Genomic DNA, 23,237 nt, shown 5'->3' with positions numbered 1-23,237 from the left:
GACGACCATGACCGACACCATCCGGTACGACCGCGGCGCGGACGGCATCGTCACGCTCACCCTGGACGATCCCGACCAGTCCGCCAACACGATGAACCGGGCGTACGCCGCGTCGATGAGCGCGGTGCTGGACCGGCTGGAGGCCGAGCGGGACGAGCTGACCGGGGTCATCGTGACCAGCGCGAAGTCCACCTTCTTCGCCGGCGGTGACCTGCCGGAGATGGTCCGGGCGACGCGCGCCGACGCGCCCGCGCTGGCCGAACTGCTCGGCACCATCAAGCGGGACCTGCGCCGGCTGGAGACGCTGGGCCGGCCGGTGGTCGCGGCCGTCAACGGCTCGGCGCTCGGCGGCGGCCTGGAGATCGCGCTCGCCTGCCACCACCGGGTCGCGCTGGACGCGCCCGGCAGCCGGCTCGGGTTGCCCGAGGTGACCCTGGGCCTGCTGCCCGGCGCCGGCGGCGTCACCCGGACGGTGCGGATGCTCGGCCTGGCCGGGGCGCTGACCACGGTGCTGCTCACCGGCCGGCGGATGCGCCCGACCGACGCCCTGGCTGTCGGCCTGGTCGACGAGGTGGTGTCCACCCCGGCGGAGCTGCTGGACCGGGCGCGGGCCTGGATCGCCGCCAACCCCCGGCCGAGCCAGCCGTGGGACCGTCCGGACTACCGGATGCCCGGGGGGACCCCGGCCAGCCGGTCGCTGGCCGCGCAACTGCCGGCCTTCCCGGCCACCCTGCGCAAGCAGCTCAAGGGGGCCCGGCTGCCCGCGCCGGAGGCGATCCTGGCCACCGCCGTCGAGGGCGCCCAGGTCGACCTGGAGACCGCGTTCACCGTGGAGACCCGGCACCTGATCGGGCTGCTCACCGGGCAGGTCGCCAAGAACATGATCGCCGCGTTCTTCTTCGACCTGAAGGCGGTCAACGGCGGCGCGGCCCGACCGTCCGGAGTGGACGCCGCACCCGTGCGCCGGGTCGCGGTGCTGGGCGCCGGCATGATGGGCGCTGGCATCGCGTACGCCTGCGCCAGCGCCGGCCTCGACGTGGTGGTGAAGGACGTCTCGCCGGAGGCCGCGGGCCGCGCCCGGGAGCACGCCGAGAGGCTGCTGGCGCGGAAGGTCCGCAAGGGCCGCGCGACCGAGGCGGACGCCCGAGCCGTGCTGGACCGGATCACCACCACCGACCGGGTGGACGCGCTGACCGGCTGCGACGCGGTGATCGAGGCGGTCTTCGAGGACCCGAAGCTGAAACGGTCGGTCTTCGCCGAGGTGCTGCCGGTGCTGGCGCCGGACGCCCTGCTCGCCTCCAACACCTCCACCCTGCCGATCACCGGACTGGCCGCCGGGGTGGACCGCCCGGCCGACTTCATCGGCATGCACTTCTTCTCGCCCGTGGATCGGATGCCACTGCTGGAGATCGTCGTCGGCGAGCGGACCGGCGACGCGGCGCTGGCCCGGGCGTTCGACCTGGGCCGGCGGATCGGCAAGACCCCGATCGTGGTCAACGACGGCCGGGGCTTCTTCACCAGCCGGGTCATCGGCCGGTTCATCGACGAGGCGGTCGGCATGATCGCCGAGGGGGTGCCGGCCGCCTCGGTGGAGCAGGCCGCCCTGCAGGCCGGCTACCCGACCGGGCCGCTGGCGCTGGCCGACGAGGTGAGCCTCACCCTGATCCAGCGGATCCGCCGGCAGTTCGAGGCGGCCGGCGAAGGCTTCCTACCGCTGCCGGCGCACCGGCTGGTGGACGAACTGGTGGACGCGTACGACCGGCCGGGGCGCGCCGCCGGGCGCGGCTTCTACGGGTACGCCGACGGCACGCGGGGCCGGTTGTGGAGCGGTCTCGCCGAGCTGACCACCGACGCGGGCCGGGCGGTGCCGTTCACCGACCTCCAGGAGCGGATGCTCTTCGCCGAGGCGCTCGACGCGCTGCGCTGCCTGGACGAGGGGGTGCTGCGGACCGAGACCGACGCCAACATCGGCTCGATCCTCGGCATCGGCTTCCCGGCCTGGACCGGCGGGGTGATCCGCTACGTCCGGCAGTACGCGGGTGGCCCCGCGGGCTTCGCGGCCCGTGCCAACGAGCTGGCCGACCGCTACGGCGGCCGGTTCGCGCCCCCCGCCGACCTGGTCGACCGGCTCGCCTCCTCGGCCACCCGCCCCACCGAAGCGGTGAGCGCAACGTGACGGCCACCGACGTGCCGGCGGGCGGCAGGCCGGACGGGCCGGGGCGCGGTGGGCCGCTGGCCGGGGTACGGGTTGTCGAGCTGGCCAGCCTCGCTCCGGCGCCGTTCGGCTGCATGGTGCTCGCCGACCTCGGCGCGGACGTGGTGCGGGTGGACCGGCCGGGCGGCCCGGCCGCAGGACGGCTGGCGGCGCCGACCGGCGGGCCGCTGCAACGCGGCCGGCGGGTGACCACGCTCGATCTGAAGTCTCCGGCCGGAGTGGCGGACCTGCTGCGCCTGGTGGATCGGGCCGACGTGCTGGTCGAGGCGTACCGGCCGGGGGTGGCCGAGCGGCTGGGCTTCGGGCCGGAGACCTGCCGGGCCCGCAACTCCCGGCTCGTGTACGCGCGGATGACCGGCTGGGGTCAGGACGGCCCGCTGGCGCCCCGAGCCGGACACGACATCGACTACATCGCGGTGGCCGGGGCGCTGGAGCCACTGGGTCGGGCCGGCGAGCGTCCGTACGCCCCGATGAACCTGCTCGGCGACTTCGGTGGAGGCGGCATGCTGCTCGCCGTGGGCGTGCTGGCCGCGCTGCTGGAACGGGAACGCTCCGGCTCGGGTCAGGTGGTCGACGCGGCGATGGTGGACGGTTCCGCACTGCTCACCGCGTTCCTGCACGGGTTGCTCGGCACCGGCTTGTGGGCCGCACCGCGTGGGCGCAACATGTTCGACGGCGGGGCACCGTTCTACGACACGTACCGCACCGCCGACGACGGCTTCATGGCCGTCGGCGCGATGGAACCGGCCTTCTACGCCGAGCTGCTGACCGGCCTCGGCCTCGCCGACGAGCCGGACCTGCCCGCCCAGTACGACCCGAGCGGCTGGGACGAGCTGCGCCGGCGGTTCACCGAGCGGTTCGCCGAGCGGACCCGGAACGAGTGGACGGCGGTCTTCGCCGACCTGGACGCGTGCGTCGCGCCGGTGCTCGCCCCCCGCGAGGCGCACCGGCATCCGCACAACGCCGCCCGGGGCACCTTCGTCGAGGTCGGTGGCGAGATCCAGCCGGCCCCGGCACCCCGCTTCGACCGGACACCGACCGGCCAGCCTGCCCCGGCACCGGACCCGGAGCACGACGTCCTACCCGTCGACACGATCCTCGCCGACTGGCCGTGACCCGCGCGGCGGGCCGGCCACGGACCCGCCTGGCACCGGGCGACCGGGGATACGCTGCCCGGATGGCAGCGTGCCCCGAGCTGACCTGGCCGCGCCCCCACCGGGGACGCGGTCGGAGTCTCTCCGGGGCAACCCCGGGGGCGTCACATCCACCTGGGCACCACACCACAGGTGCGTCGGCACGCTCCGCGAGCCTGTGCACCCGTACGACCGGGATTCGTCGGGGCACGCTGTCATCCACCCCGGGCCGGCCGTGACGACAGTCGGCTCGCTGGCCGTCGCGCTCGCCGACGCGTTCCTGGCGGCCGACCGCTGGCAGCGCGGCGACCTGGTCGCGTCCGGCGGGCGGGTGCTGAGCGTACGCCGCCGTTGGCTGTGGCCGGTCGCGGACGCCGCGGTCGCCGCGTACCCCCGGGCCCCGCGTGACCGGCCCCGGGAGCTGGCCGCCTTCCTGGCCAACCTGGCGCTGCTGGGCGAGGTGGTCGGCGCGGCGCGGCAGCGCGGCCGACCCGTCGCGGTCCGCGCCCGGCCGGTGACGCCGACCCGCACGGTCCGCCGGCCCTGGTCGACCCCGGTCCTGGACGACCTGGCCGACCTGGCCCGGCTGCTCGACCTGGCTCCGGAGCAGCTCGACTGGTACGCCGACCGCCGGGCGATGAACCGCCGCGCCGACAATCAGCGTCTGCACCACTACCGGTATCGCTGGGCCGCCGGCGGCCGGTTGATCGAGGCGCCGAAGCCACGGTTGCGCGCGCTGCACCGGCGGCTGCTCGCCGAGGTGCTGGGCCCGCTGCCGGTGCATCCGGCGGCGCACGGGTTCGTGCCCGGCCGTTCGGCGCACACCTTCGCCACGGCGCACGCTGGGCGGGCGGTGGTGGTCCGCGTCGACCTGGCCGCGTTCTTCAGCAGCGTGCCGGCCCGACGGGTGTACGGGTTTCTCCGGACCGCCGGCTATCCGGAGCCGGTTGCACATACGCTCGCCGCGATCTGCACCACCCGAACTCCACCGGCGGTGCTCCGTGCCGCGCCGGCCGACCTGCCCGAACGGCCGTGGCGGCTGAGCGTGCTGCGCGGCGGGCACCTGCCGCAGGGCGCGCCCACCTCGCCTGCGCTGGCCAATCTCTGTGCGTTCCGGCTCGATCGCCGGTTGACCGGGCTGGCCGCCGCCTTCGACCTCGACTACCAGCGGTACGCCAACGACCTCGCCTTCTCCGGCGAGCTGCCGCCCCGGCGGGTCGCCGACCTGCTCGCCGCGGTGACCGAGGTGACCCGAAACGAGGGCTTCCGGGTGCACCCGGGCAAGACCCGGGTCCGTGGCCGGGCCGACCGGCAGCTCCTCGCCGGGCTGGTGGTCAACGAACGGCCGGCGGTGCCGCGCGACGAGTACGACCGGCTGCGCGCGATCCTGCACAATGCCGCCCGCACCGGCCTGGCCGCCCAGAACCACGCCGGCCACCCGGCCTTCGCCGAGCACCTGGCGGGCCGGGTCGCGTGGGTCGGTCACGACAGTCCCACCCGCGCCGCCAAACTTGCGCCCCTCCTCGCCGCCGCCCTGGCCTCCTCGGGGCCCTGACGGACCAGAGGGACGCGACGACCAGCAGGTCACCGGCCATCTGTGGAATCCACAAAGGACTTCAGGCCGCGAGGGCAGGCGTCGCGTTGGTACTGTCGCTCCCCGGACAAGGACTGCGAGTCGTAGGGGGACGAGCATGGCGAGCGGAATCGATCCGTCCGGCCTGAGTCGCTCACTCGAAGAGGCGATGCGCCTGCTGAGCCGGGCCACGGATTCCGCCTCGGCACAGCCGGGCGGGGCCGACGAGCAGGGCGACGGGCCTGTGCCAGCTGCCGAGCAGATGGTGGGGCGGGGCACCGGCGGTGACGGTCTCGTCGAGGCGGAGGTGTCCGCCTTTGGCGGCCTGGAAACTCTGGTGATCGACCCGAGCCTGTCCCGTGCTGGCACCAGCGCCATCGCCGAGTACGTCCTGGAGGCGGTCAAGGCGGCACAGGCCGACGAACGCGCCCGGCGCGCCGAGCTGACGGCCGCTGTCGGTGCCGACAGCGCGGCCCTGACCCGGCAGCTCGAACGTGTCTCGGAGGACGCGTTCCGCGGGTTCGAGCAGATGATCGGCGACCTGGACGCGGTCACCCGCCGGATGGATCGACGCTGAGCCCATGTCCGACGGGATTCAGGTCGACGTCGACGCCCTCCACGCCGCGGCGGGCTCGCTCACGACCACCGGCCAGCAGCTTGGTGCAGAGGTCAGCAGCCTCGAGTCGACGGTGAACGGCGCGGGTAATCCGTGGGGCGCCGACGAGGCGGGCTCCCTCTTCGGAGCCGTGTACGTCGAGGTGCTCACGCATGCGCTCGACGTGTACCGGTCGATGGCTGACCAGTTGCTGGAGGCCGCCGCGAACCTCGACCTCGGCGCCGACGCGCACGAGGCGACCGACATCGCCAACGCGGAACTCTTCACGAGGATGGAGCTGCCCGGTGGGTATGCAGCTACCTCCTGAGCTCGTCGAGGCTCTGGGCTGGGTCGGCTTCACCTGGCCGACCGCCGACGAGGAGCTGCTGTTCGAGGCGTCGCAGCTGTGGTTCGCGTTCGCCGGCCGACTGCGTACGGCGGTCGGGGAGGCGGAGGCGGGCGCTGCGAAGGTCGGGGCGACCAACATCGGGGACGACGTCCGGGCGTTCGAGCAGGCATGGCAGGGCGAGGAGGGCGCGCCGCGCCGGATGGAGGACGGCGCGCAGGCGGCCGAGCTGATCGGCATGGCGTTGCTGGTGATGGCCATCATCACTTTGACGCAGAAGATCCTCGTCATCGTCCAGCTGACGATCCTCGTCGTGCAGGTGGCGATCGCGCTGGCGGCGGCCGCGCCCACCCTCGGCGCCTCGCTGGCTCAGATCCCCGTCTCGATCGGCCTGGCCCGGATGGCGATCCAACGGATCATCAAGGAGGTCATCGAACGGGTCGTCAAGGAGATCATTCCGCGGTTGCTGAAGCGGGCGAAGACGCTGCTGCGCCGTTTCGCGCGCAAGGGCCCGAAGCGCGGCGGCCCGGGACGAACCCCGGTGCCCGGCCCGCACACCACGCCCCGTTACCACAACACCAAGCCGATGCTCGACAAGTACCGGAACGAGCACCTGCCGGGAGGGCACTTCCCGACGGCGGTGCGCCGACTCAGTCCGGAGGAACTCGAACAGCACCGGGTGTTCTTCGACAGCAACGGCGTCCTGCGCAGCGCGAAGAACGGCGAGCCGTTCGACACCTCGAGCGCCCAGACCGTGTTCAGCGGCAACGGCCAGGCGATCTTCGTGATGGACCGGAACGGCAACCTCTACGCGTCCAACTACCAGAAGGTGGGCGACTTCCACCACTCGACGCTGGGTAACGGGCAACCGGTCGCGGCGGCGGGCGAGCTGGTCGTCAAGGACGGTATGGTCCAGCACGCGACGGCGCGCAGCGGTCACTACCAGCCCGACGTGAGCCACATGGGCAACCTCGATGCCGAGTTCAAGCGCAACGGCCTCAGTGACGTCCCGATCATGGGCTGGGACGGCAGACAGATCTTCTAGGGGAGTTCACAAGCATGGGTACGGACAGTTGGAAGGGCCACGTCAACGGGATCCTCTACGGGATCCAGTTCGACCGGGCGCTCGACGACACCGTGGTGACGCGGGTCGCCGACGGCGTGGTCGGCGGGCTCTACCCGGGTGACCGGGCCGAGACGCTGGACGCGCTCGATCAGGCGCTGCGCTACTCGGGCCCCCTCAACGACCAGGCCGAGACGCACCACAGCGAGGAGAACATCCGGGCGTTCCTCGGCCGACTCTCCACCGCCCTCTCAACCCGCGGCTGACCCCCCGGGCCTCCGTGTCGATCAGGAGGTTCCCGCCCGGGACCTGACCTCTCGTTCGGGGAACCTGGTCGACCGAGATGGTCGCGCCGGGTGGCGGCGCAAGGGGCGGTGGTACCAGGTGGCGAAGAGGGCGACGGCGAGCAGCAGCTCGGCCACGTCCCCGCCGTAGTACATGAGCTGGGCGGCGGAGCGGAACGCCGCCGGGTCGGGGTCGGCCAGCCCGGGCGGCAGGGTGCCGGCGTGCGCGTAGAGGTACTTGGCGAGCGCGGAGTGCCCGGCCGCCGCGCCCAGCAGCGCGCCGAGCCGCACGGCCAGCCCGGGACGGCGGGGTGCCGGGTCCGGGCCGGCCAGCGACAAGGCGAACAGGTATCCGGCGGCCAGGTAGTGCAGGTGCAGGGCGTGGTGCAGGGTGGGCTGGCGCTCCGCCGCCGCGTACAGCGGGGTGAGCAGCACCAGGGCCAGTCCGCCCGTGCTGAGCAGCGCGGCGGTGACTGGGTGGGCGATCGGGTGCAGCGGGCGGGCGCGCAGCAGCCGGCCGATGAACCGGCGGGTGGGTGTGGACGCGATCCGCAGCAGCAGTGTCACCGGGGCGCCGAGCACCAGCCCGAGCGGGGCCACCATGCCGAGCAGCAGGTGCTGTGTCATGTGTCCGCGCGGATCGTCGGGGAGCTGCGCGAACGGCCCGACCGCGACCGCCAGCACGGCGCAGCCGGCCAGCCAGGCGCCGCTGCGCCGGTGGTCCCAGCCCCTTGGATCGCGTGCGGCGGCCACGAGGTAGCCACCGGCCAGCAGACCGACCGCCGCCAGCGGAAACCAGCCCGGGCCATCCGCGGCGTGCCCCCCGTGCGCGATCACCGGCGCCGCGAACCAGCCCGGGGCGTCCGGGCGAGGGTCGCCGTCACCGCTGGCCGTCGCGTGGCGGTCGGGATCGCGCCCGCCAGACCAGCGCGGCGCCCGCGAGCAGCAGTATCGCGCCGCCTACGTTCCACACCACGTCGTACGGCACCAGGTGGACGCCGTAGCGGATCTGGTGCAGCCGGAGCACCTTGTGGTCGACCAGCCCGTCGAAGAGCTGGAAACCCCCGGCGCCGAGCAGGACGCCACCCCAGGCGAAGCGGGCCGCCAGGGCGCCTCGCCGGCGCAGGTCGGCGAACCAGAAGAACCCGCCGACCAGGGCGATCAGCTCGGCTGCGTGCAGCAGCCCGTCGGAGAGCAGACCCACCGACAAGGTGGACCGGTCGTAGAAGTGGTGCCAGGCGAGCAACTGATGGAAGACGATCTCGTCCACCGCGGCCATCACCGCGACCCCGATCAGGACACCGGCGAGGATGGACGACCGGACCTCCGGCACGGCGGCGGTGCGCGCACTCGGCAGGCTCGAACCGACCACCACACACCTCGCATCCGCCTCAGGTGAGGGTCGAACTACCCGAGACCGGGCGGAACATGCCCATCGAGCCGCAACAGGCGTCCAGCCGGCGGTGATCGACACGAGATTGGCGATGTCGGGGTGTCGGACCTGGTGGGACACCGCGACTTCCCGGACCTCGTGTTGATCGAGGCCCCGCCGGTCAGCGGGGCGACGACATCCCCGTTTCGCGCCTCTGGCACGGCTGACGGCATGATCATGGAGCCTGAGAGGCAGCGAACCCGGAGAGGGAGGTGCACGTGCCGGACGCGGACGAACTCGTCGCCGAGGCGCTCGCGGCGGTGCGCGGCACCGACGTACGGCAGGCCGAACGGCAGCTGGACCGGCTGATGGTCGGCACCGGCGCGACCGACGGCACGGCGGCGGTGGACACGGCGCTGTTGCGTCGCCTGGTCCGCGGCGTGGCGCGGCTGTGGCCGCGCGGCTGGCAGCCGGCCGACCTGGACCGGCTCACCACCCGGCGGTTCGGCGCCCGGTCGGCACGGCTGGTGCGGGACGCGATGGCCGCCCAACGGCGCGAGCAGACCGGGCCGGTTCCGGCCTGGTGGGACGAGCAGTTGCGCGAGCTGGCCGCCGAGGTGTGGTGGGACGACGACCGGAGCGTGCTGTCCGGCTGGTCCGCCCGGGAAGGGCTGGATCGGGTCGACGCCCTGCGCACGGCGGTGGACACCCTCGTCCTGGTGGAGAGCCTGCCGCCGATCGCGGTGCTGCGTCCGCCACCCGGCACGACCGGGGCGGCGGCAGCGAGCCGCCCGGCCGGCGCGGCCCGCAGTGGGTCCGGCATGCTCGAACGGGTACGGGCGCTGCTGGCCAAGGCCGAGTCGACGACCTTCCCGGCCGAGGCGGAGGCGTTGACCGCCAAGGCGCAGGAGCTGATCGCCCGGCACAGCATCGACGAGGCGCTGCTGGCGGCCGGGGCCGACCGGGGCGACCTACCCGGCGGCGTGCGGCTCGGCACCGACACCCCGTACGCGGGTGCGAAGGCGCTGCTGGTGCAGGAGGTCGCGGCGGCGAACCGCTGTGCGGCGGTCTGGTCCGACGACCTCGGCTTCGCCACCGTGCTGGGCTGGCCGGCCGACCTCGTGGCGGTGGAGCTGCTCTACACCTCGCTGCTGGTCCAGGCCACCGCCGCGATGCTGCGCGGGCGGGCCGAGCGGCGACCGGGGGCCGGGCGGCGGACCCGCGTCTGGGACGAGTCCTTCCTCAACGCGTTCGCGCTGCGGATCGGCGAGCGGCTGCGCGCGACCACCGAGGCGGCGGACCGGGCGGCGGCCGAGACGGCCGGCCCCGAGCGGCTCCTCCCGGTGCTCGCCGCGCGCGGCGAGGCGGTCCAGGAGCGGCTCGACACCCTCTTCCCGGGCGTCACCCGGCACCGGCTCAGCGTCCGCGACGCCGAGGGCTGGTCGTCCGGCACCTCCGCGGCGGACCGCGCGTCGCTGGACGTCGGCGGGGGGCCACCGCCCCGACAGGTACCGGGACGCCCCGACCCACGTTGACCCAGGCAGCGTGGGAACCGCCACCGTCGAAAAATTCTGCGATGGTCTTCGGTAGGCGGTAGGGAACGGAGCTTCGGCTCCGACCCTCCGGTGAACCGCGTCCCGACCGGGGCGCGACCAGGACCCGAGGAGCATCGCCGTGAAGTACATGCTGCTGATCTGGAACCGGCCCGGCTTCACCGAGGAGCTGACCGAGCGGGAGCGCACCGCCCTGTTCGGCGAGGTCGACGAGATCATGAAGGAGCTGACCGAGTCCGGTGAGCTGGTCGGCGGTCAGGCGTTGGCCGACCCGTCGCAGACCCGGACGGTCCGGCTCGCGGGCGGCCACCCGGAAGTCGTCGACGGGCCGTTCATGGAGAGCAAGGAGCAGTTCGCCGGCTACCTGGCCGTCGACTGCGACACCCCGCAACGGGCCGCCGAGATCGCCGCCCGCTGGCCGGACGTGCGCTTCGGCGGCGCGCTGGAGGTCCGCCCGATCATGGACGAGGCCGGGACGGAGATGTGACCGACGACCGGACGGTCGAGGACCTGCTGCGTACGCTCGCGCCGCAGGTCCTCGGCCTGCTGGTCCGCCGGCATGGGCAGTTCGACCGGTGCGAGGACGCGGTGCAGGAGGCGCTGCTCGCCGCCGCGACGCAGTGGCCCGGGCAGGGCTTGCCGGACAACCCGCGCGCCTGGCTGCTCACCGTGGCCAACCGCCGGCTCACCGACGAGTGGCGCAGCGAGCGAGCCCGCCGGGACCGCGAGGTGGCGGTGGCGCTGCGCGAGCCGGCGTACGCCGGGGTGGCGCCGGCGGCCGACGCGGAGCCCGCGGTGGCGGACGCCGACGACACCTTGACCCTGCTCTTCCTCTGCTGCCACCCGGCGCTGGCTCCCTCGGCGCAGGTGGCGCTGACCCTGCGCGCCGTGGGCGGGCTCAGCACCGCACAGATCGCCCGGGCGCACCTGGTGCCGGAGGCCACGATGAGCCAACGGATCCGCCGGGCCAAACAGCGGATCGAGGCCGCCGGCGCCCGGTTCAGCATGCCCGCGCCGGGTGAGCGCGACGAGCGGCTGCGGACGGTGCTCCGGGTGCTCTACCTGATCTTCAATGAGGGGTACACCGCGTCCAGCGGGCCGGACCTGCACCGGGTGGAGCTGACCGGCGAGGCGATCCGGCTCGCCCGCGTCCTGCACGGGCTGCTGCCCGGAGACGGCGAGGTGACCGGGTTGCTGGCGCTGATGCTGCTCACCGATGCGCACCGGGCCGCCCGGGTCGGCCCGGACGGCGAGCTGGTGCCGCTGACCGAGCAGGACCGGGACCGGTGGGACCGGACGGCCATCAAGGCCGGCGTCGCGCTGATCACCGAGGCGCTGACCTGGTCACCGCCCGGCCCGTACCAGCTCCAGGCGGCGATCGCCGCGGTGCACGCCGAGGCGCCGACGGCGGCGGCGACCGACTGGCGGCAGATCGCCGCGCTCTACCGGCTGCTCGCCCGGATCGCGCCGAATCCGATGGTCACCCTCAACCAGGCGGTGGCGGTGGCCATGGTGGACGGTCCCGAGGCCGGGCTCGCCCTGCTCGCTCCGCTGGACGCCGACGAGCGCACCGCCGGGCATCACCGGCTCGCCGCGGTCCGGGCCCACCTGCTGGAGCTGGCCGGGCAGCTTCCGGCGGCGCGGGACGCGTACCGGGCGGCGGCCCGGGGCACCACCAGCCTGCCCGAGCGGCGTTACCTGGAGCTGCGGGCAACCCGACTGTCCGCCCAGCGATGAGTTCCGGCGGTCGCGGGAGTCGACGTGGCATGGGAATGGTGAGCAGTCAATTGTCGATCTCGTTGGACGGGTACGTGGCCGGGCCGGACCAGAGCCCGCAGGATCCGCTGGGCCGGGGCGGGCTGCGGTTGCACGAGTGGTTCTTCGGCCTGGACAGCTGGCGGGCGCAGCACGGGCTGACCGGCGGCGAGCGGGGAGTCGACGCCGACCTGGTCGACGAGCTGACCCGGGACGTCGGGGCGTACGTGATGGGCCGGCGGATGTTCGGCGGCGGGGACGGCGACTGGGACGAGAGCTGGCAGGGCTGGTGGGGCGACGATCCGCCGTTCCACACCCCGGTCTTCGTGCTCAGCCACCATTCCCGGGCGCCGCTGGTGATGCGGGGTGGCACCGAGTTCCGGTTCGTCACCGACGGCATCGAGTCGGCGCTGCGGCAGGCCCGGGAGGCGGCGGGTGACCGGCAGGTGTCGATCGCGGGCGGCGCGAGCACGGTCCGGCAGTACCTGGCCGCCGGGCTGATCGACACCCTGCATCTGCACCTGGTGCCGATCTTCCTCGGGGCCGGTGAACGGCTCTTCGACGGGATCGCGCCGCGGCTGGAGCAGGTGGCGGTGGTGGCCGGGCCGACCGTGGCGCACCTGCGCTACCGCGTCCTGCGCTGATCGGGGCGCCAGCGGGTCGGTCACGCCGACGGTTCGACGGCCGGGCAGCTGGTGCCCGGACGGGGCGCCAGAACGCTGGTCAGGTAGCGGTCGACAGCGCCGGCCACACACGGGCTGGTGGTGTAGCTGCCATGCCCCCATCCCTGATAGGTGAGCAGCACGCCGTGCTCGCCCAACTGCCGCGCCACGTTGGTGGCCCAGTTGTACCCGCTGGCCGGGTCGTGCACGGTGGCGGCGAGCAGCAGCGGCACCTCGGTGCGGACCCGCAGCCGGTGCTGCGGGTTGGCGACCGGCGCCGGCGTGCCCAGGCAGGTCACGGGGGCGAACACCGCCGGCGGATAGCGCAGGTCGGGCGCGAGCCGGGCCATCCGGCGCAGGTGTCCGGCGTACTCGCGGTAGTCGCGGACGGGCAGGCTCCAGTCCTGGCAGAAGACCGCGAACGGGTACGGAGCCACGGCGTCGCCCGTCGACGTGTCGCCGGCCGTGGGTGCGGTCGTCGGCGCGGTGACGGCGTCCATTCTGGCGATCCACCCGGCCAGCTCCGGCCACCGGTGCGTCTCGTAGAGCTTCTTGTGGGCGAGCCGGCTCAGCTCGAACGGGGTGAGAGCCGCACCGGGCCGGTCCGGGTCGGTCAGCGTTCCGAGCGCGGCCCGGCCGTGCAGCCCGGCCCAGACCTCCCGGACGTCCCGCCCCCTGAGCGGGCAGCTGGTGGTTCGGGCACACCAGGCGACGAATTCGTCGAACGCGTCTTCCGCGGTGACGGCCTGGGTGTCGAGGAAGGCACGGATGTCGAGGCTGTGATCCATCGCGGCCTCCAGCACCATGGCCCGGACCCGGTGCGGGAACAGCTCCGCGTACCGCTGCCCGAGCAGGGTGCCGTACGAGCTGCCGTGGAAGGTCAGCAGCCGCTCGCCGAGCGCGGCGCGGACCGCGTCGAGGTCGCGGGCCGCGCTGGTCGTGTCCACGTGGTCGTAGAGCGGCCCGGTCCGGGCCCGACAGTCGGCCCGCAGCAACGCGTTGCCGGCCAGCGTGGCGTCGAACTGAGCCTGGTCCGCTATCAGCTGCGGTTGCCGGGCGAGCAGGTCGGTCGAGCAGATCACCGGGTGGCTGCCGCCGGTGCCGCGCGGGTCGAAGCTGACGATGTCGAAGCGGCGGCGCAGCTCGGCGCTGAACCGGGAGCTGCCGGTCACCACCCGGTCGACCCCGCTGTCGCCCGGCCCGCCGGGGCCGAACACCAGTGCGCCGGTCCTTGCGGACGGGTCGGTGGCCGTCCGACGGGCCAGCGCCAGGTCGAATCTCTCGCCTCGAGGCCGGCGCCAGTCCACCGGCAGGGACAGCGTGCCGCACTCGGCGGTGGCGTCCCCGGGGCAGGGCCGCCAGTCGATGGTGGGGCCCGGTTGTGCTCGGGCGGCGGCCGGGCCGACCGGGGTGAGGCCGGCAGCCGTGAGGGCCAGGGCGACCGCCCAGCCGACGGTGGATTTGCGTACGGGCAGCATGGAGTGCTGTCCTCTCCTCGAAGGAGCGTCACGGGAGAAACTCGCCCACCGGGCGAGGTGGTGCTGCTTCCACCGGGCCGTCGAGTAGCCGCTCGACGGCCCGGTCCTTTCGTGCGCCGGGTTCAGTCGACCTCGCGCAGGACGCGTTCCAGCGCGCCCATCCGGGTCTCCATCCCGCTTAGCCGGCCGTCCAACGCCGCGAGCAGTCGGGCGTTCTCCGCCTGGGCCTGAGCGGCGGTCTCGGCGAGCCGGCGGTAGTCGTCCGCGCGGGCCGATTCGAGCCGGGCCCGTCGGGTCTTGGCGAGCTGCACGATGGTCACCGTGAACACGCTGATCAGCAGGGCGAAGATGCCGATCGCGCCGACCACCTCGGTCCAGTCGTGCTCGCTCATCGCTCCGCTCCGGGCTGCTCGGCCGAGTCGGGCACGGTCAGCGTCTCGACCGCCGCCGCGATGATCTCGGGGGTGAGTGTGAGCACGAAGGGCTCCACCTCGTAGTAGTTCATGGCTTTCCCGTCCTCCGACAATTCCAGGCGTGCGGTGACCAGCCCGGCCGCCGCCAGCTTCCGTAGGTGGACCTGCAACAGCGCCCGGCTGATGCCTAGTTGCCGGGCCAGCCGGCTCACGTAGGCGCGCTCGCGGGCCAGTGCGGCGACGACCCGCAGCCGATGCGGGTTGGCCAGGGTGGCCAGCACCCGGACCAGGTCGTCACCGGTCGGCGGCGGAGCGGCACTCATAAGCAGCCCTTGCACATGCCAAGAGAAGTTAGCAGGTGCCGACGCGCGGCGACCGGGGTTCGGGAGCGAATCAGGGGGATCTCAGGGTCCACCGAGGGGCCGGACAGACAGCACGCCGGGCCGGTGAGATCACCGGCCCGGCGTGCGGAGTGCGTCGTACGTCAGCTCTTGAAGGCGTCCTTGATCTTCTCGCCCGCCTGCTTGAGCTTGGCTCCGGCCTGGTCGTTGCGACCCTCCGCCTCGAGCTGCTCGTTGTCGGTGGCCCGACCGGCGCCTTCCTTCAGCTTGCCGGCCGCATCCTCGGTGGCGTTGTTGATCTTGTCGTCGATACCCATGTGCCAACCTCCATCGCGAGCGTCGCTACGCCACCAGCAGTACCCCTGCCATCGCCGGTCCAACCATCCCGACTACACCCCGTCGACGGGGGCGGCCGGGCGGAACCGTCGCAGGCGCAGGCTGTTGGCCACCACGAAGACCGAGGAGAGGGCCATCGTGGCGCCGGCGATCATCGGGTTGAGCAACCCGGCAGCGGCCAGCGGCAGGGCCGCCACGTTGTACCCGAAGGCCCAGAACAGGTTGCCCCGGATGATGCCGAGCGTGCGACGGGACAGCCGAATGGCGTCCACCGCGGCGTCCAGGTCGCCCCGGACGAGGGTGAGGTCCGACGCCTCGATCGCCACATCGGTGCCGGTGCCCATCGCCAGGCCCAGGTCGGCCTGCGCCAGCGCCGGGGCGTCGTTGACCCCGTCGCCGACCATCGCCACCGACCTCCCCTCGGCCTGGAGTCGCCTGACCACGTCGACCTTGCCGGCCGGCAGCACCTCGGCGATCACCTCGTCCACGCCCACCTCGGCGGCGACCGCCCGGGCCACGGTGACGTTGTCCCCGGTCAGCAGGACCGGGGTGAGCCCCAGGGCGCGCAGCCGGGCCACCGCCGCCCGGCTGGTCGGCCGGACCACGTCGGCGACCGCGAGCACACCGCGGGCCCGCCCGTCCCAACCGGCGACGATCGCCGTCCGACCGATCGCTTCCGCGTCGGCGACCGCCCGCTGGACCTCCGGCGGTACGTCGAACCCGCGCTCGCGCAGCAGCCGGAGCCGACCGATCAGCACACTCCGGCCGTCCACCGTGGCGCTGACGCCCAACCCCTCGACGTTGGCGAAGCCGGTCACCGGGGGCAGCGTCCCGGCCTCGGCGGCGCCCGCCGCGACCGCCCGTGCGATCGGGTGCTCGGAGGCGGCTTCGACCGCCCCCGCGAGCCGGAGCAGCTCGGCACGGTCCGTACCGGCCGCCGGCACGACGTTCACCAGGGTCATCCGGCCGGTCGTCACGGTGCCGGTCTTGTCCAGCACCACGGTGTCCACCCGCCGGGTCGACTCCAGCACCTCCGGTCCCTTGATCAGCACGCCGAGCTGAGCGCCCCGGCCCGTGCCGACCAGGAGTGCGGTCGGCGTGGCCAGGCCGAGCGCGCAGGGGCAGGCGATGATCAGCACGGCCACCGCGGCCGTGAACGCGGCGGTCGGCCCAGCCCCGCTGCCGAGCCACCAGCCGAGGGTGCCCACGGCGAGCGTGATGACGATCGGCACGAACACGCCGGAGATCCGGTCCGCCAGCCGCTGCACGGCCGCCTTGCCGCTCTGGGCCTGCTCGACCAGGTCGGCCATCCGGGCGAGCTGGGTGTCCCCGCCGACCCGGGTGGCGGTGACGACGAGCCGGCCGCCCGCGTTGATCGTGGCACCCACCACGCCGTCGCCCGGGCCGACCTCGACCGGGACCGACTCGCCGGTGAGCATGCTGGCGTCGACGGCCGACGTGCCCTCGTCGACCACGCCATCGGTGGCGATCTTCTCGCCGGGGCGGACCACGAACCGGTCACCGACGGCGAGCTGGTCCACCGGGATCAGGGTCTCCACCCCGTCGCGGAGCACCGCCACCTCCTTGGCGCCCAGTTCGAGAAGGGCGCGCAGGGCGGCGCCGGCGGTCCGCTTCGAGCGGGCCTCGAAGTAACGGCCGGCGAGGATGAACACCGTCACCCCGGCGGCGGCCTCCAGGTAGATGTTGCCGGCGCCGTCGGTGCGGGTGATGTCGAAACGGAACGGGTGGGTCATGCCGGGCATCCCGGCGTCGCCGAGGAAGAGCGCCCAGAGCGACCAACCGAACGCGGCGAGGGTGCCGAGCGAGACCAGGGTGTCCATGGTCGCCGCGCCGTGCCGCAGGTTGGTCCAGGCGGCCCGGTGGAACGGCAGCCCGCCCCAGACCACCACCGGGGCGGCGAGCGTCAGCGACAGCCACTGCCAGTAGTCGAACTGCCAGGCCGGCACCATCGCCAGCACGACCACCGGCACGCTGAGCGCCACCGACACCCAGAGGCGGGTACGCGGGCCACGCAGCGCGTCCACCGGCTCCTCGGCGGTGGAAGGTGGGGACGGCAGGGACGCCGTGTAGCCGGTCTTCTGCACCGTGCCGATCAGGTCGTCCGGCGTGACGCCGTCGACGTACCGGACAGTGGCTTTCTCGGTGGCGTAGTTGACGGTCGCGCTGACCCCGTCCATCCGGTTCAGCTTCTTCTCGATCCGGGCGGCGCAGGCGGCGCAGGTCATTCCGCCGATCGCCAACTCGATCCGGTTCGGCGCCTCGGGCAGCGGTCTGCTGGTGGTGGTCATCATCTGGTCCCGTCAGTTGTGCCCGTGCCCGGGGATGCCGTGGTCGGCGTCCCCGGTCGGCGCGGGTCCGCTCGGGGTGGGATCGGTCGGGGTGGGATCGCCACCGGTCGTCGGTGCGCCGGTGGGCGGGGTGGGCGAGGTGCCGGCGACCACGGTGAACTCGGCGGTGTGCACCGACCCGCCGTGCCGGAAGTCGAGGTAGAGCCGGTAGCTGCCGGCCGAGGGCACCTCGGCGAGGAAGGTGACAGCCGGACCGGGCGGGGTGCGCCCGTCGCCGGGTGTCCCCTCCGGGTGCACGTGCAGGTATGCCAGGTCACCCCGGCGCAGCGCCACGAGATGGCCGTACGCGCCCAGGTAGGGCTCCAGGTCGGTCACCGGCCGCCCGTCCCGGCTGACGGTCAGTGTGAGCGGCGAGGTCCGGCCGGGCTGCACCGCGCCGGCCAGGGTGACCGTGTAGCCGTCGACGGTCGTGCTGGTCGCCGGCGCGGGCAGCGGCCGTTCGGCCAGCGTTCCGGGGACCGTCACGTCCACCCCGAGGGTCAGCGGCTCTCCCCCGGTCGGGGCGAAGTCGGCGAACGCCCGCCACTGCCCGGGGCCGGCCAGTGGGGTGGCGACGCGCCACGTGCCGTCCGGGGCCAGGTCGGGATGCACGTGGCGGAAGCCGGAGAGGTCCCGCCGAGCGACGATGAGATGCATCCGCTTGTCGTGCGCCACGTCGAACCGGGTCACCGGTCGGCCGTCCGGGCCGCCGATCCGAAAGGCGAACTCGCCGGCCGGCGCGGCGACCGGTTCGAGGGTGTAGCCGCGGTCGGCGACGAGCAGGCCGCCGGGGAGCCGGTCGGCCGCCTCATCGTGCTCTCCGTGGCCGGCCGGGCCCGGCTCGTGGGCGGCCCCGTCGTCGTGCCGGTTCTCGGCGACCGGGGCGGCGGGACCGGCCACCTGACCGATCCCGTACGCCGCGCCGAAGACCGCCGCGAGGCCGAGGGCGAATCCGCCCAGTCTGGTCACCGTATTCATGCCGGGCCTCTCGATCAGGCGTCGACGAGGTCGTAGCCGGCCTCGTCGACGGCGGTCCGGACGACTTCCACGTCCAGCGGCCGGTCACTGCTGACGGTGACCCGGCCGGTGGCCAGGTCGACCTGAACCTCGCGCACACCCGCGATGGCGCCGACCTCGGCGCTGACCGAGCTGACGCAGTGCCCACAGGTCATGCCCTGCACCTGGTACGTCGTGTTGACCATCGAACCGTCTCCCTCCGCCACCTCCGAGCCTATACCCCCCAGGGGTAAATCGAAGGCGGACGTCTGTCCTTGTGTTGTACCGGTACCCGGTGGGGGTATCCCGACAGAAAGGGACAGTACCATACCCCCCAGGGGTAGGCTACCCTGGTCGCCATGACCGCACCCACTCCGATCCGCGGATACACCGCCAGCAAGGATCAACTGCTCGCGCGGCTCCGCCGTGTCGAGGGGCAGGTCCGGGGCATCGAGAAGATGGTCGACGACGACCGCTACTGCATCGACGTGCTCACCCAAATCTCCGCGATCCAGGCCGCGCTGGACAAGGTGGCGCTGGGGCTGCTCGACGGGCACGCGCGGCACTGCATGCACGAGGGCGCCGCCGAGGGCCGGGCCGACGAGATGGCCACCGAGATGATGGCGGCGGTCGGCCGGCTGATGAAGCGCGGCTGAGACCGGGTGACGCTCGCCCGGTCCGACCGGACCGGGCCGTCACTCGGTCTCCGGGTCGAGGCGTACCCCACGCAGCAACTGGGCGTTGAGCGCCACCACGATGGTGGACGCGGACATCAGCACCGCGGCCAGCGCCGGGCTCAACGCCACCCCGGCCCACGCCAGCACCCCGGCCGCCAGCGGCAGCGCCACCACGTTGTAGCCCGCCGCCCAGGCCAGGTTCTGCCGCATCTTCCGGTACGACGCCCGCGAGAGCCGGACCACGGCACCGACCCCGCGCGGGTCCGACGAGGCCAGCACCACCCCGGCGGACTCGATCGCCACATCGGTGCCCGCGCCGATCGCGATGCCGACGTCCGCCCGCGCCAGCGCCGGCGCGTCGTTCACCCCGTCGCCGACCATCGCCACGGTCAACCCCCGCCGCTGAAGCTCGGCCACCCGGCCGTCCTTCTCCGCCGGCAGCACCTCGGCGAAGACCTCGTCGACACCCCGCCGGAAACCCAGGTCGGCGGCGACCGCCTCGGCCACCGGACGGGCGTCACCGGTGATCATGGCGATGGCGCGGACGCCCGCGGCGCGCAGCTCGACGATGGCCTCCCGGGCCTCCGGACGTACCTCGTCGGTCAGCGCGAACGCGCCGAGCACGGCGTCCGGCGGCCGTACCAGGTACAGCACCGCGGCGCCCCGCGCCGACCAGTGGCCGATCGCCGCCTCCAGCTCGGCCGGGAGCGACAGGCCCAGCTGCCGCAGCAGCGCCGGACCGCCCACCGCGTACTGCGTACCGTCGACGGTGGCCTGCACCCCGCGCCCCGGCAGCGACCGGAACCCGACGGCCGGGGCCGGTCCGACGCTCCCGGCCGCCGCCACGATCGCCCGAGCCAGCGGATGCTCGCTGTCGGACTCCACGCCGGCCGCGATCCGCAGCACCTCGTCCCGCGCGACGCCGGGTGCCGTCGCCAGGTCGGTGACCACGTGCTCGCCCCGGGTCAGGGTGCCGGTCTTGTCGAACAGCACCGCGTCGACGGTCCGCATCCGCTCCAGCGCCAACCGGTCCTTGACCAGGATCCCGGACCGCGCGGCCAGTGCGGTGGAGAGCGCGACGACCAACGGAATGGCCAGCCCGAGCGCGTGCGGGCAGGCGATCACGAGGACGGTGACCGCGCGGACCACCGCCTCGTCGGGCCGGCCCAGCGCGGTCCAGACCAGCACGGTCAGCACGGCGGTGCCGGTGGCCAGGTAGAACAACGCGGCCGCGAACCGGTCCGCCAGCAGCTGGGCCCGCCCGCCGGAGCGCTGCGCCTGCGCGACCATCCGCTGGATGCCGGCGAGCGCGGTCTGCTCACCCAGCGCCTCGACGCGGACCCGGATCGCCGAGTCGGTGGCGACGGTGCCGGCCACCACCCGGTCCCCTGCCGACCGGGCGACCGGACGCGACTCTCCGGTGATCATCGACTCGTCCAGCTCGGCGCCGCCGTCGACGATCCGCCCGTCCGCCGGAACCCGCCCACCCGGCCGGACCAGCACCACCTCGCCGACCCGCAGCTCGGTCACCGGCACCGGCTCGACCCGCCCGTCCGCCGCCACCCGCTCGGCATCGTCGGGCAGCAGCGCGGCCAGTGCCGCGAGCGCGCCCCTGGCCTGACCGATGGCCTTCATCTCCTGCCAGTGCCCGAGCAGCATGATGGTGACCAGCGCGGCAAGCTCCCACCAGAAATCCAGGTCGAAGGCGCCCACGCTGGTGGCCAGTGACGCGGTGTAGGCGACGGTGATGGCCATCGCGACCAGCAGCATCATGCCCGGCGCCCGATCGCGGACCTCGCGGACCGCGCCGACCAGGAACGGCCAGCCGCCCCACCAGAACACCACCGAGCCGAGCACGGGCCCGACCCAGGACCGGCCCGGGACGTCCAGCCCGAGGCCGAGCCGGTCCAGCACCAGGTGGCTGGTCAACACCACCGGCACGGTGAGCACGAGGCAGACCCAGAACCGGCGGCGGAACATCGCCGGATCGTGCCCGGCGTGCTTGTCGTGCTGATGTGGCCCGCCGTCGGCGTGTCGCTGGTGGCCACCGGGCCCGGCGTGGCGCTCGTCGGCGGCGGGACGATCGGGGTCGGGCGGCGACGGAGCGGGCATGACTCCAACATGCCGGTCCGGAACCCGCCACGCGAGCGGTTCGACCACCCGACACTCCGGCACGACCTGCGTCCCCGGGTCGGGCTGGTTAGCATTCCGACGATGGCCCTCCGGATCCCGCTACGCAGTTGGGCAGAGGTGCCGCCACGTTGTGGCGTCACCTCCCGCCGACCGGGCCGAGCTTTCACCCTGCGTGGTCACGAGGTCGCCGTCCAGCGATCCGGCGCGCTCGTCGCCGCTTTCCCGCGGCGGCGGTGAACCGACCGGCCCGTCGGCACGTACCCCGCACCGGATCGTTGGGAGTCTCGCATTGGGTTCCGACCACACCCGCTCCGCTCCGTCCGCCCCACCCCGGGTGCGACGGATCCTCGTCGCGACGGTGGTGCCCCTCTTCGTCGCGACCGTGCTCGCCGCGGTCGTGCTCTGGCCTCGCGACGGGTCACCGCGGACCGACGGCGGTGCGAACGTGCCGCGCTACCACGGCACGGTGACCCGGGTGGTGACCGAGCCGTGCCCAGCGGCGGCGCCGAACCCCGAGGGCACACCGAGCGTCGGGGACGGGCCGTGCGGCACGGTGGACGTCCGGGTGAACGACGGGCCGGCCTCCGGCCAGCGGATCCAGACACCCGTGCCCGCCGGACCCGGCGCGCCCCGGGTCGAGGTCGACGACGAGGTCATCCTGGTGGAGCTGACCGATCCGACCGATCCGACCGCCAGCAGTTGGAACATCGCCGAACACCAGCGCGGCGCGCCGCTGCTGTGGCTGGCGGTGATCTTCGCCGCCGCGATCGTCGCGTTCGGCCGGTGGCGGGGCCTGGCCGCTCTGGCCGGGTTGGCCGCCAGCTTCGCCATCCTGCTCACCTTCGTGCTGCCCGGAATCGGCGCCGGCCGGTCGCCGCTGCTGGTAGCGGTGGTCGGTGCCGCGCTGATCATGTTCGTGGTGCTCTACCTGACGCACGGGGTCAGCGCGCAGACCTCGGTCGCGGTGCTCGGCACCCTGGGCAGCCTGGTCCTCACCGGCGTACTGGCCACCATCGTCAGCGGCGCCACGCACCTCACCGGCTTCGGCAGCGAGGACGCCACCACCCTGTCGATGTTCCAGGCCGACGTGGACCTGCACGGCCTGCTGCTCGCCGGGATCATCATCGGCTCGCTCGGGGTGCTCGACGACGTGACCGTCACCCAGGCGGCCACCGTGACCGAGCTGGCCAACGCCAACCCCGGGCTGACCCGGTTGCAGCTCTACCGGGCGGCGACCCGGGTCGGCCGGGCGCACATCGCCTCCACCGTCAACACCATCGTGCTGGCGTACGCGGGCGCCTCGTTGCCGCTGCTGCTCCTGCTCACCGCTGACTCGCGACCGATCGGGCAGATCCTGACCAGCGAGTTCCTCGCGCAGGAGATCGTCCGCAGCGGGGTCGCCACGCTCGGGCTGATCGCCGCCGTACCGCTGACCACCGGGCTGGCCGCGATGGTGACCGCAGCCGGCCGGCAGACCACCGCGCCCGCCGCCGAAGCGCCCGCCCCGCGACCCCAGCCCGACCGCGCCGAGGCACTGGCGGCGCTGAGCTCCCCGCGCACGGATCGGCCCGACCTCACGTCGCCCGACCCGACGCGGACCACACCCTCATCCACCGCCACCGACCGGTGGCCAGAGCCGAACAGGAGCACGGATACGGCATGGTGACACTCCTCAACGTGACCACGTCGGGCGTCCGCCCTGAGAACCGCATCACTGGTCACTCAGCGCCATGGCGAAATGACGCTTTTAGTCGGTATCAGGGCGTAGCTCAGCCGATGGGCTCTCGGGTAACCTCACTGCCGGTTACCGATGAAGGCGCGAAGCGGCGCCTGCGGTGCCACCGCCCAATCGCCAACCGGCGAGCCGGGAACCCAGGTACGTGGGGTGAATCCGCGACAGCGGTAGGGGCCACTTCCGCCCCGAACCCGTCAGCTAACCCGGTCGGCGGTCGACGGAAGGGAAC

Annotated in this window: 23 protein-coding genes and 1 riboswitch; of the genes, 13 read left to right on the top strand and 10 right to left on the bottom strand. The window is 73.7% G+C overall.

What is annotated here, in order from left to right:
- Positions 1–7 precede the first annotated feature (7 nt).
- The 7 genes from ABZU69_RS12545 to ABZU69_RS12515 all read left to right on the top strand — a co-directional run bounded on the left by ABZU69_RS12545 (position 8) and on the right by ABZU69_RS12515 (position 7,191).
- Entirely contained in the window at positions 8–2,176 is a 2,169-nt protein-coding gene (locus tag ABZU69_RS12545; RefSeq protein WP_354964471.1) for a 3-hydroxyacyl-CoA dehydrogenase NAD-binding domain-containing protein, read from the top strand.
- Entirely contained in the window at positions 2,173–3,330 is a 1,158-nt protein-coding gene (locus ABZU69_RS12540) for a CaiB/BaiF CoA-transferase family protein (protein ID WP_354964470.1), read from the top strand. The genes ABZU69_RS12545 and ABZU69_RS12540 overlap by 4 nt, the downstream gene beginning before the upstream one ends.
- Positions 3,331–3,583: 253 nt before the next feature.
- The gene (locus ABZU69_RS12535) at positions 3,584–4,903 is read left to right on the top strand and encodes a reverse transcriptase family protein (RefSeq protein WP_354964469.1); all 1,320 of its coding nucleotides are present in this window, start codon (positions 3,584–3,586) and stop codon (positions 4,901–4,903) included.
- A 136-nt stretch (positions 4,904–5,039) separates the two neighbouring features.
- On the top strand, positions 5,040–5,498 hold the full coding sequence (locus ABZU69_RS12530) for a YbaB/EbfC family nucleoid-associated protein (RefSeq protein WP_354964468.1): 459 nt from the start codon (positions 5,040–5,042) through the stop codon (positions 5,496–5,498).
- Positions 5,499–5,502: 4 nt separating this feature from the next.
- Positions 5,503–5,844 carry a hypothetical protein gene (locus tag ABZU69_RS12525; protein WP_354964467.1) on the top strand — a complete coding sequence of 114 codons (342 nt, stop codon included), beginning with the start codon at positions 5,503–5,505 and terminating at the stop codon, positions 5,842–5,844.
- Entirely contained in the window at positions 5,828–6,907 is a 1,080-nt protein-coding gene (locus ABZU69_RS12520) for a hypothetical protein (protein ID WP_354964466.1), read from the top strand. Before ABZU69_RS12525 ends, ABZU69_RS12520 begins: the two co-directional genes overlap by 17 nt.
- 14 nt (positions 6,908–6,921) lie before the next feature.
- Positions 6,922–7,191: a hypothetical protein gene (locus ABZU69_RS12515; RefSeq protein WP_354964465.1), complete on the top strand. Its 270-nt coding sequence runs from the start codon at positions 6,922–6,924 to the stop codon at positions 7,189–7,191.
- A gap of 21 nt (positions 7,192–7,212) precedes the next feature.
- Here the strand turns inward: ABZU69_RS12515 and ABZU69_RS12510 are convergent, their stop codons facing one another.
- The gene (locus tag ABZU69_RS12510; protein ID WP_354964464.1) at positions 7,213–8,046 is read right to left on the bottom strand and encodes a cytochrome c oxidase assembly protein; all 834 of its coding nucleotides are present in this window, start codon (positions 8,044–8,046) and stop codon (positions 7,213–7,215) included.
- A gap of 43 nt (positions 8,047–8,089) precedes the next feature.
- A complete protein-coding gene (locus tag ABZU69_RS12505; RefSeq protein WP_354964463.1) occupies positions 8,090–8,581 on the bottom strand; it encodes a DUF2243 domain-containing protein in 492 nt (163 codons plus the stop codon).
- Between the two features lie 278 nt (positions 8,582–8,859).
- Between ABZU69_RS12505 and ABZU69_RS12500 the strand changes: the two genes are divergently transcribed.
- The 4 genes from ABZU69_RS12500 (at position 8,860) to ABZU69_RS12485 (ending at position 12,533) form a co-directional block, all read left to right on the top strand.
- The gene (locus ABZU69_RS12500) at positions 8,860–10,116 is read left to right on the top strand and encodes a DUF2786 domain-containing protein (protein ID WP_354964462.1); all 1,257 of its coding nucleotides are present in this window, start codon (positions 8,860–8,862) and stop codon (positions 10,114–10,116) included.
- A gap of 148 nt (positions 10,117–10,264) precedes the next feature.
- On the top strand, positions 10,265–10,621 hold the full coding sequence (locus ABZU69_RS12495; protein WP_354964633.1) for a YciI family protein: 357 nt from the start codon (positions 10,265–10,267) through the stop codon (positions 10,619–10,621).
- Complete coding sequence (locus ABZU69_RS12490; RefSeq protein WP_354964461.1) at positions 10,618–11,871, top strand: DUF6596 domain-containing protein; 1,254 nt, start codon at positions 10,618–10,620, stop codon at positions 11,869–11,871. The genes ABZU69_RS12495 and ABZU69_RS12490 overlap by 4 nt, the downstream gene beginning before the upstream one ends.
- A 35-nt stretch (positions 11,872–11,906) precedes the next feature.
- Complete coding sequence (locus ABZU69_RS12485) at positions 11,907–12,533, top strand: dihydrofolate reductase family protein (protein WP_354964632.1); 627 nt, start codon at positions 11,907–11,909, stop codon at positions 12,531–12,533.
- Positions 12,534–12,553: 20 nt separating this feature from the next.
- Here ABZU69_RS12485 and ABZU69_RS12480 read toward each other — a convergent pair whose 3' ends face one another.
- The 7 genes from ABZU69_RS12480 to ABZU69_RS12450 form a co-directional block, all read right to left on the bottom strand.
- Positions 12,554–14,029, bottom strand: coding sequence for an alpha/beta hydrolase (locus ABZU69_RS12480; RefSeq protein ID WP_354964460.1), 1,476 nt, complete (start codon positions 14,027–14,029; stop codon positions 12,554–12,556).
- Positions 14,030–14,151: 122 nt separating this feature from the next.
- The gene (locus ABZU69_RS12475; RefSeq protein ID WP_354964459.1) at positions 14,152–14,421 is read right to left on the bottom strand and encodes a hypothetical protein; all 270 of its coding nucleotides are present in this window, start codon (positions 14,419–14,421) and stop codon (positions 14,152–14,154) included.
- Positions 14,418–14,765, bottom strand: coding sequence for a helix-turn-helix domain-containing protein (locus ABZU69_RS12470; protein WP_354964458.1), 348 nt, complete (start codon positions 14,763–14,765; stop codon positions 14,418–14,420). The genes ABZU69_RS12475 and ABZU69_RS12470 overlap by 4 nt, the downstream gene beginning before the upstream one ends.
- 161 nt (positions 14,766–14,926) lie before the next feature.
- Positions 14,927–15,100 carry a CsbD family protein gene (locus ABZU69_RS12465; RefSeq protein WP_121656519.1) on the bottom strand — a complete coding sequence of 58 codons (174 nt, stop codon included), beginning with the start codon at positions 15,098–15,100 and terminating at the stop codon, positions 14,927–14,929.
- 72 nt (positions 15,101–15,172) lie between these two features.
- Positions 15,173–17,428, bottom strand: a complete 2,256-nt coding sequence (locus ABZU69_RS12460) for a heavy metal translocating P-type ATPase (protein ID WP_354964457.1) — start codon at positions 17,426–17,428, stop codon at positions 15,173–15,175.
- A gap of 12 nt (positions 17,429–17,440) precedes the next feature.
- Positions 17,441–18,445: a hypothetical protein gene (locus ABZU69_RS12455; RefSeq protein WP_354964456.1), complete on the bottom strand. Its 1,005-nt coding sequence runs from the start codon at positions 18,443–18,445 to the stop codon at positions 17,441–17,443.
- A gap of 14 nt (positions 18,446–18,459) precedes the next feature.
- On the bottom strand, positions 18,460–18,669 hold the full coding sequence (locus ABZU69_RS12450; protein ID WP_354964455.1) for a copper ion binding protein: 210 nt from the start codon (positions 18,667–18,669) through the stop codon (positions 18,460–18,462).
- A gap of 153 nt (positions 18,670–18,822) precedes the next feature.
- On the opposite strand from ABZU69_RS12450, the gene ABZU69_RS12445 reads away from it, so the two are divergent.
- Positions 18,823–19,119, top strand: coding sequence for a metal-sensitive transcriptional regulator (locus ABZU69_RS12445; protein WP_030329541.1), 297 nt, complete (start codon positions 18,823–18,825; stop codon positions 19,117–19,119).
- A 39-nt stretch (positions 19,120–19,158) separates the two neighbouring features.
- Here the strand turns inward: ABZU69_RS12445 and ABZU69_RS12440 are convergent, their stop codons facing one another.
- Positions 19,159–21,120, bottom strand: a complete 1,962-nt coding sequence (locus ABZU69_RS12440) for a heavy metal translocating P-type ATPase (RefSeq protein WP_354964631.1) — start codon at positions 21,118–21,120, stop codon at positions 19,159–19,161.
- A gap of 442 nt (positions 21,121–21,562) precedes the next feature.
- On the opposite strand from ABZU69_RS12440, the gene ABZU69_RS12435 reads away from it, so the two are divergent.
- Entirely contained in the window at positions 21,563–22,939 is a 1,377-nt protein-coding gene (locus ABZU69_RS12435; RefSeq protein WP_354964454.1) for a YibE/F family protein, read from the top strand.
- 166 nt (positions 22,940–23,105) lie between these two features.
- Positions 23,106–23,236: riboswitch (cyclic di-AMP (ydaO/yuaA leader) on the top strand.
- Position 23,237 lies beyond the last annotated feature (1 nt).

The sequence above is a fragment of the Micromonospora sp. NPDC005206 genome (assembly GCF_040608175.1).
Taxonomy (GTDB): domain Bacteria; phylum Actinomycetota; class Actinomycetes; order Mycobacteriales; family Micromonosporaceae; genus Micromonospora.
Note: the sequence above shows the minus strand (reverse complement) of the source record. Positions and strands in the feature narration are given on the sequence as shown.